Here is a 7,252-nt window from a genome sequence, read left to right as displayed (position 1 = left end):
AATCCAGAGGCCGTACACATGACCGCAAGTGGCCGTACGTCCATCCGCTTGAAATTGCCTCTTGCAAGTCGGGGGCCATCCACACATGACGGCGGGGTGAGGCGCCCACTTGCGGTCGCCGCTGGACGCAGCGCCCTGGCCGCGCGTCAGGGCGGCGGGCGTGGCGGCAACGGGAGGGCGCCCGCCCCGCCCGCCCCTCACACCCCCGCCGGCCGGCGCAGGTCCAGCGTCAGCGGGAATTCCGGATGGGGCGCCTCGGGCGGCGGCGCGTAGACGCCGGGCGAATGGCCGCGCGCCTCGAACCGGGCGAGGCGGCGCGCCTCGGCCTCGTTGCTGTTGACCGGAAAGGTGTCGTAGTTGCGGCCGCCCGGATGGGCGACGTGGTAGACGCAGCCGCCGAGCGCGCGCGAACTCCAGGTGTCGAAGATGTCGAACACCAGCGGCGCATGGACCGCGACCACCGGGTGCATGGCCATCGCCGGCTGCCAGGCCTTGAAGCGGACCGCGCCGACCGCGACGCCCTCGGTCGCCGTCTGGCGCAGGGGAACGCGCCTCCGGTTGCAGGCGACGACGTAGCGCGAGGGATCGGCCGAAGACAGCTTCACCTGCACGCGCTCGGTGGAGCTGTCGGTATAGCGCGCGGTGCCGCCGATCGCGCCGGTTTCACCCAGCACGTGCCACGGCTCGAGCGCCTGGCGGAGCTCCAGCTTCACGCCGTCGTATTCCACCTCGCCGCAGAACGGGAAGCGGAATTCCGCCTGCGCCTCGTACCAGTCGGAGCGGAAGGCGAAGCCGTGCGACCCGAGGTCCGCCAGCACGTCGAGAAAGTCCTCCCAGACGTAGTGCTGCAGCATGAACCGGTCGTGCAGCGACGAGCCCCAGCGCGGCAGCGGCCCGTCGACCGGCGCCCGCCACAGCCGCGCCAGAATCGCCCGCACCAGCAGCTGCTGGGCGAGGCTCATGCGCGGGTCGGGCGGCATCTCGAAGCCGCGGAACTCCACAAGGCCGAGCCGGCCGGTGGGGCCGTCCGGGGAATAGAGCTTGTCGATGCAGAGCTCGGCGCGGTGGGTGTTGCCGGTGACGTCGGTGAGAATGTTGCGCATCAGCCGGTCGAGCAGCCAAGGCGGCGGCGCGGCGCCGGCGTCCGGCTTCGGGATCTGCGCCAGCGCGATCTCGAGCTCGTACAGGCTGTCGTGGCGCGCCTCGTCGATGCGCGGCGCCTGGCTGGTCGGACCGATGAACAGGCCCGAGAACAGATAGCTGAGGCTCGGCCGTCTGAGCCAGTAGGTGACCAGGCTCTTGAGCAGATCGGGGCGGCGCAGGAACGGGCTGTCGAGCGGCGTCGCCCCGCCGACCACGACGTGGTTGCCGCCGCCGGTGCCGGCGTGCTTGCCGTCGATCATGAACTTGTCGGCGCCGAGCCGGGTCTGGCGCGCCTCCTCGTACAGCGCCTGGGTGTTGGCCACGCATTCGCGCCAGCTGGTCGCCGGATGGATGTTGACTTCGATCACGCCGGGGTCGGGCGCGACGCGGATGACGTTCAGCCGCGGGTCGACCGGCGGCGGATAGCCCTCGATGTGCAGCGCCAGCCCGAGGGTCTCGGCCGCGGTCTCGACCGAGGCGATGAGCTCGAGATAATCCTCGAGCCGCTCGACCGGCGGCATGAACACGTTGAGGCGGCCGTCGCGCGCCTCGACCGTGATCGCGGTGCGCACCGCGCCCTCGATGTCGCTGCCGAGCGTCTGCTCGACCCGCTCCTGCGCCGCCTGCCCGCCCTCGGCGGCGGCGAACGAGGCGACCGCCTGCACCCGGGCCTGCGCCGTCTCGACATCGGGCAGCGGCGGGCGCGGGACGGTCGGGTCGGCCGGAACGACGAAGGGGAAGGCGGCCGGCGGCACATGCGGCAGCGAGCCCAGCGGCAGGCGATAGCCGACCGGGCTGTCGCCGGGCACGAGAAACAGCATGCCGCGGCGCGTCTTCCACTTCTCGCTGCGCCAGTGCGGCCCGCTCGCCCGCGCCTGCCAGCGCTGGATCGGCAGGACGAAGCCCGAGGGTTCCGTCAGGCCGCGGGAGAAAACCCGGGCGATGCGCTGGCGCTCCTCCGGGTCCTTCAGCTTCGAATTCTCGGGGGTGACGTTTTCCGGCAGGCTGCCTTCCTTGACGATCCATTCGGCCGGATCTTCATAGGCCGGGGCGATGAACTCGTCCGCGACGCCGAGGTCGGCGGCGACCGCGGCGAGCAGCGCCCGGGCGTCGTCCTTGCCCGCGCCGGTCTCCTCGCGCTCGGGGGCGATCAGGGCGGCGTTGCGCCACACCGGCTTGCCGTCGCGCCGCCAGTAGAGCGAAAAGGTCCAGCGCGGCAGGCTCTCGCCCGGATACCATTTGCCCTGCCCGTAATGCAGGAAGCCGCCCGGCGCGAAGCGGTCGCGCAGGCGCCGGACGAGCGCGTCGGCGAGCGTGCGCTTGGTCGGGCCGACGGCGTCGGTGTTCCATTCGGCCGATTCGTAGTCGTCGATCGAGACGAAGGTCGGCTCGCCGCCCATGGTCAGGCGCACGTCCTCGGCCTCGATGACCCGGTCGACCGCCTCGCCGAGGCGGTCGAGCGCCGTCCACGCCTCCTCGGAGAACGGTTTTGTGATGCGCGGGTGCTCGGAGACGCGCTCGACCCGCATGTCGAACGCGAAATCGACGTTGGCGAAGCTCGCCAGTCCGCTGATCGGCGCAGCGTTGCGATAATGCGGGGTGGCGGCGAGCGGGATGTGGCTTTCGCCGGCGAGCAGGCCCGAGGTCGGGTCGAGGCCGATCCAGCCGGCGCCGGGCAGGTAGACCTCCGCCCAGGCGTGCAGGTCGGTGAAGTCGTGATCGGTGCCGGGCGGCCCGTCGAGCGAAATCAGGTCGGGCTTGAGCTGGATCAGATAGCCGGAGACGAAGCGCGCGGCGAAGCCGAGGTTGCGCAGGATCTGCACCAGAAGCCAGCTCGAGTCGCGGCACGAGCCCGAGGCGAGCGCCAGCGTCTCCTCCGGAGTCTGGACGCCCGGCTCCATGCGGATCAGGTATTTGATCTGGTGCGACAGGTCGCGGTTGAGCTCGACGACGAAGTCCACCGTCCGCGTCTGCGACCGGTCGAGATTGTCGAGGAACGCCTGCAGACGCGGGCCGGCGGGCTCGGGGGTGCGGTAGATGACGAGGTCGGGCCGGAGGTCCTCGCCGTAATCGAACGGCCAGCGCTCGGCGCTCTCCTCGACGAAGAAGTCGAACGGATTGTAGACCGTCATGTCGGCGACGACGTCGACCTCGATCCTGAACTCGGTGACCAGCTCCGGAAAGACGTAGCGGGCGAGCCAGTTGCCGTAGGGGTCCTGCTGGTGGTTCACGAAGTGCCCGGCCGGCGACACCTTCAGCGAATGCGAGATGACGCGGGTGCGGCTGTGCGGCGCGGGACGAAGCCGGATGATTTGCGGGCCGAGCGAAACCGGGCGGTCGTATTTATAGTGGGTGAGGTGATGGATGGCGGCTCGGATCGACATGGGGGCTCGCTCTTCGGAAACTGCCGCGAACCTTTCACAAACCGCTGCGCCGCACAATCACGACGGCCTTGCAAGAGCCTTGCAAGGCGGCGGCGCCGACGCCGCCGGCGTGGTCGGCGACCGCGCGCTACAGGTCCGGCGCCGCGGGGGCTGGGTCCGCGACCCCGTCCGGCGCCCATCCGCACGCCGCCAGCGCCTCGCGCATATGCGGCGGCACGGGCGCCTCGACCTCGACCGGCGCCCCGGACTTCGAGATCGGCACGACGATTTTCCGCGCCAGCAGTTGCAGGGGGACGTCGGCGCGCGCGCCGTAGACGGGATCGCCGAGGATCGCCCAGCCCATCGCGGCGCAATGGACGCGCAACTGGTGCGTGCGCCCGGTCTTCGGCTCGAGTTCGAGCCAGGCTACGGCTGCCTCCCGCCACAGTCCCCGCCCCCTGACCCGCCACAGGGTCAGCGCCGGCTGGCCCTCGGGGTCGACCTTCATCCACCAGCCGCGCGTGTCGTCGAGCCGGCCGAGCGGCAGGTCGATCGCGCCGCTTTCGGCCGCAGGCTCTCCGGCCACGACCGCCCAGTAGGTCTTTCCGATCTTGCCCTGCTTGAACAGGAGCCCCAGTCTCTCAAGCGCCTTGTGATGGCGGCCGAGCACCAGGCAGCCGGCGGTCTCGCGGTCGAGCCGATGGGCGAGGGCCGGGTTACGCGGCAGCCCAAAGCGCAGGGCGTCGAAATCGTCCTCGAGACTCGCGCCGCCCTTGGGGCCGCGGTGAACCGCCACCCCCGCCGGCTTGTCGAGGACGAGCATCAATCCGTCGCGATAGAGCAGGCGCGCTCTTGTTTCTTCGGGCGTCATGGGGACATAGGTAGCCAACTGCGCTCCCCGCGCCTAGAGCGCGGCGACAGAAGGTCGATCGATCCGAGGCGAGGCCTCTCCAGCCGTTTCTCGCGAAGGGAGGCGCGGCCCCTCGAGATCGTTCTCGCTGCCCATGCGGGGCGCAGCCTCGACCGGGGCCGCGAGCCGTGCGGGCGACAAGGAAGAGATGCGTTGAGCGACGAAGCCGACACCACAGCAGCCAAACCGGGTTTCATGCGCCGGCTGTTCGGCGGCAGACCGGCGGCGCCGGAACCCGCGGTTCCGCCTGCGCCCGACGCGCCGCCGCCGGAGACCGAGGCGCCCCCCGCAGCCGAAGCGCCGCCGCCGCCCGAACCGGTCGTCGCGCCCGCCCCGGCGGTCGGCGAACTTCCGTCGCAGTCGGAGGCGGCGCCCGAGCCGGCGGTCGAGCCCGGTCCCGCGCTCGACGCGGCCCCGCCCGAACCCGCCGCCGACCCGGCCCAGTCGAGGGCCGGCTGGCTCCATCGGCTGAGGACGGGCCTGTCGCGCTCGTCGACCGGCATCGGGCGCGGCGTCACCGACATCTTCACCAAGCGCAAGCTCGACGCGGAGTCGCTCGACGACCTCGAGGACATTCTGATCCAGGCCGACCTCGGCCTCGCCGCCGCCACCCGCATCCGCGAGGCGATCGGGCGCGGGCGCTACGAGAAGGGGATCGACCCCGAGGCGGTGAAGGCGGTGCTCGCGGACGAGGTCGAGCGCGCGCTCGCGCCCGTCGCCCGGCCGCTGACGATCGACCCGACGAAGCGGCCGTTCGTGGTGCTGGTGGTCGGCGTCAACGGGTCGGGCAAGACGACGACGATCGGCAAACTCGCCGCCAAGTTGCGCGGCGAGGGCAAGACGATCGTGCTGGCGGCCGGCGACACCTTCCGCGCCGCCGCGATCGAACAGGCGCGCGTCTGGGCGCGCCGGACCGGGTCCGACCTCGTCGAGCGCGACCAGGGCGCGGACGCCGCCGGCCTCGCCTTCGACGCGCTGACCCGCGCCCGCGAACTCCACGCCGACGTCGTGCTCATGGACACCGCCGGGCGCCTGCAGAACCGGGCGGAGCTGATGAGCGAACTGGAGAAGATCATCCGGGTGATGAAGAAAGTCGACCCCGAGGCCCCGCACGCGACGCTCCTGGTTCTTGACGCGACGGTCGGGCAGAACGCGCTCAGCCAGGTCGAGATCTTCGGTCGCATCGCCGGCGTCACCGGACTGGTGATGACCAAGCTCGACGGCACGGCGCGCGGCGGCATTCTCGTCGCCATCGCCGACAAGTTCGCCCTGCCGGTGCATTTCATCGGGGTCGGCGAGGGCGTCGACGACCTCGAGCCCTTCGCCGCGCGCGACTTCGCCGAAGCCATCGCCGGCATCGAGCGGGCGGACAAAGCCCAATGACGGGGACGCAAATGACGGGGACGAACCCGACCGAAACGACCGCCGCGCCGCGGCGCAAAGCCCTGAACCCGATCGTCAAGCTCCTGCTCGAACTCGGCCCGCTGGCGCTGTTCTTCGCCGCCTATTCGCGCTTCGACATCTATGTCGCGACCGGCGTCCTGATGGCGAGCGTGCTGGTGACGCTGGCGGTCTCCTATGTGGTGCTGCGGCGCATACCCGTCATGCCGCTCGTGACAGCGGCCATCGTGCTGATCTTCGGCTCGCTGACGCTGGTTTTCCACGACGAGACGCTGATCAAGATCAAGCCGACCGCGCTCTACCTTCTGTTCGCGGCGGCGCTGTTCGCCGGCCTCGCGCTGAAGAAACCGATCCTCAAGATCCTGTTCGACGGCGCGGTGCATGTCACGGAAGAAGGCTGGCGGCTGCTCACGTGGCGCTGGGCGTTCTTCTTCGTCGCGCTCGCCGTCCTCAACGAGGCGGTGTGGCGGACCCAGACGACCGACCTGTGGGTCAAGTTCAAGACCTTCGGGTTCCTGCCGCTGACCATCCTGTTCGCGCTCGCCCAGGCGCCGCTGATCGTGAAGTACGAGACCAAGGAGGACGAGCCGACGAACACCGATTTTTGAGGCAAACGCCGGGCGCGGGGCGCTCAGCGACGCGCCGGAGACGCGGGATCGCACGAGGGTCTTGTTTCTCGCGATTTTGTCCATAAACTTACTGCCTTGGGGCACGATGATTCGGGGCCGTGTTCGTCGTCGCGAGCCGAAGTGGAAACACGAGGTCGCGCCGTTCGTCGCTTTTTTCCCCGGACCGGCGCTGCTCTCGATCGACGGCCGGGCCGCCCGGCGGTCATGGTGAGCCGAGAGTGGCGAAGAATGGGCGACCCCGTCGACGGGAGCTTCAGTCGCCCATTCCGGTCGAAGTGGGCCGGGACGACCGCCGAGGGCGAACAGTGCTGACGAACAAAGGCAAGTACGGCCTCAAGGCCATGGTCCATCTCGCAGGGGTGGAGGCGGGCGCGCTGGCGCAGGTCGCCGACATCGCCGAGACCAACTCGATCTCGAAGAAATTTCTCGATCACATTTTGACCGAGCTGCGCCACGCCGGGCTCGTCTATTCGAAGAAGGGCAAGGGCGGCGGCTACGCGCTGGCGAAGCCGGCGCACGAGATCCGGGTCGGCGCCATCGTGCGGGTTCTCGACGGGCCGCTGGCGCCCATTCCCTGCGCTTCCGTCACTGCCTTCCGGCCTTGCGACGACTGCGCCGACCTCAGGACCTGCGCCGTGCGGCAAGTCATGGTCGAGGCGCGCAACGCCATCGCCAACGTGCTGGACAACCGGACGCTGGCCGAACTGCGCGCGCTGACCGATCCGCCGGAACTCGCGGACATGTACCATATCTAATAGGTTTGGCCGGCGATGCCTGCGCCCTCGCCCTCTCCGGCCCCCTCGCCT

Annotated in this window: 5 protein-coding genes; 3 read left to right on the top strand and 2 right to left on the bottom strand. The window is 70.2% G+C overall.

The window, feature by feature from the left end; genetic code table 11:
* Nucleotides 1-197: 197 nt before the first annotated feature.
* Both DFR50_RS16325 and DFR50_RS16320 read right to left on the bottom strand, forming a co-directional pair.
* A complete protein-coding gene (locus DFR50_RS16325) occupies nt 198-3,527 on the bottom strand; it encodes a transglutaminase family protein (RefSeq protein ID WP_113890331.1) in 3,330 nt (1,109 codons plus the stop codon).
* A 127-nt stretch (nt 3,528-3,654) separates the two neighbouring features.
* Nucleotides 3,655-4,377, bottom strand: coding sequence for an RluA family pseudouridine synthase (locus tag DFR50_RS16320; RefSeq protein ID WP_113890330.1), 723 nt, complete (start codon nt 4,375-4,377; stop codon nt 3,655-3,657).
* 234 nt (nt 4,378-4,611) lie between these two features.
* Here DFR50_RS16320 and ftsY point away from each other — a divergent pair, with 234 nt between their 5' ends.
* From ftsY to DFR50_RS16305, 3 genes are all read left to right on the top strand, one after another.
* Nucleotides 4,612-5,799 (top strand): signal recognition particle-docking protein FtsY, encoded by a 1,188-nt coding sequence (gene ftsY, locus DFR50_RS16315; RefSeq protein ID WP_113890350.1) that lies wholly within the window; start codon nt 4,612-4,614, stop codon nt 5,797-5,799.
* Nucleotides 5,796-6,425, top strand: coding sequence for a septation protein A (locus DFR50_RS16310; RefSeq protein WP_113890329.1), 630 nt, complete (start codon nt 5,796-5,798; stop codon nt 6,423-6,425). The genes ftsY and DFR50_RS16310 overlap by 4 nt, the downstream gene beginning before the upstream one ends.
* 326 nt (nt 6,426-6,751) lie before the next feature.
* Nucleotides 6,752-7,201 carry an RrF2 family transcriptional regulator gene (locus DFR50_RS16305; protein ID WP_113890328.1) on the top strand — a complete coding sequence of 150 codons (450 nt, stop codon included), beginning with the start codon at nt 6,752-6,754 and terminating at the stop codon, nt 7,199-7,201.
* Nucleotides 7,202-7,252 lie beyond the last annotated feature (51 nt).

The sequence above is a fragment of the Roseiarcus fermentans genome (assembly GCF_003315135.1).
Lineage (GTDB): Bacteria > Pseudomonadota > Alphaproteobacteria > Rhizobiales > Beijerinckiaceae > Roseiarcus > Roseiarcus fermentans.
This window is presented reverse-complemented; position numbering and strand designations above follow the sequence as displayed.

Coding starts and splice junctions, on each gene's coding strand:
- ftsY (WP_113890350.1), top strand. CDS start 4,612: ATGCGCCGGCTGTTCGGCGGCAGACCGGCGGCGCCGGAACCCGCGGTT.
- DFR50_RS16310 (WP_113890329.1), top strand. CDS start 5,796: ATGACGGGGACGCAAATGACGGGGACGAACCCGACCGAAACGACCGCC.
- DFR50_RS16320 (WP_113890330.1), bottom strand. CDS start 4,377: ATGACGCCCGAAGAAACAAGAGCGCGCCTGCTCTATCGCGACGGATTG.
- DFR50_RS16325 (WP_113890331.1), bottom strand. CDS start 3,527: ATGTCGATCCGAGCCGCCATCCATCACCTCACCCACTATAAATACGAC.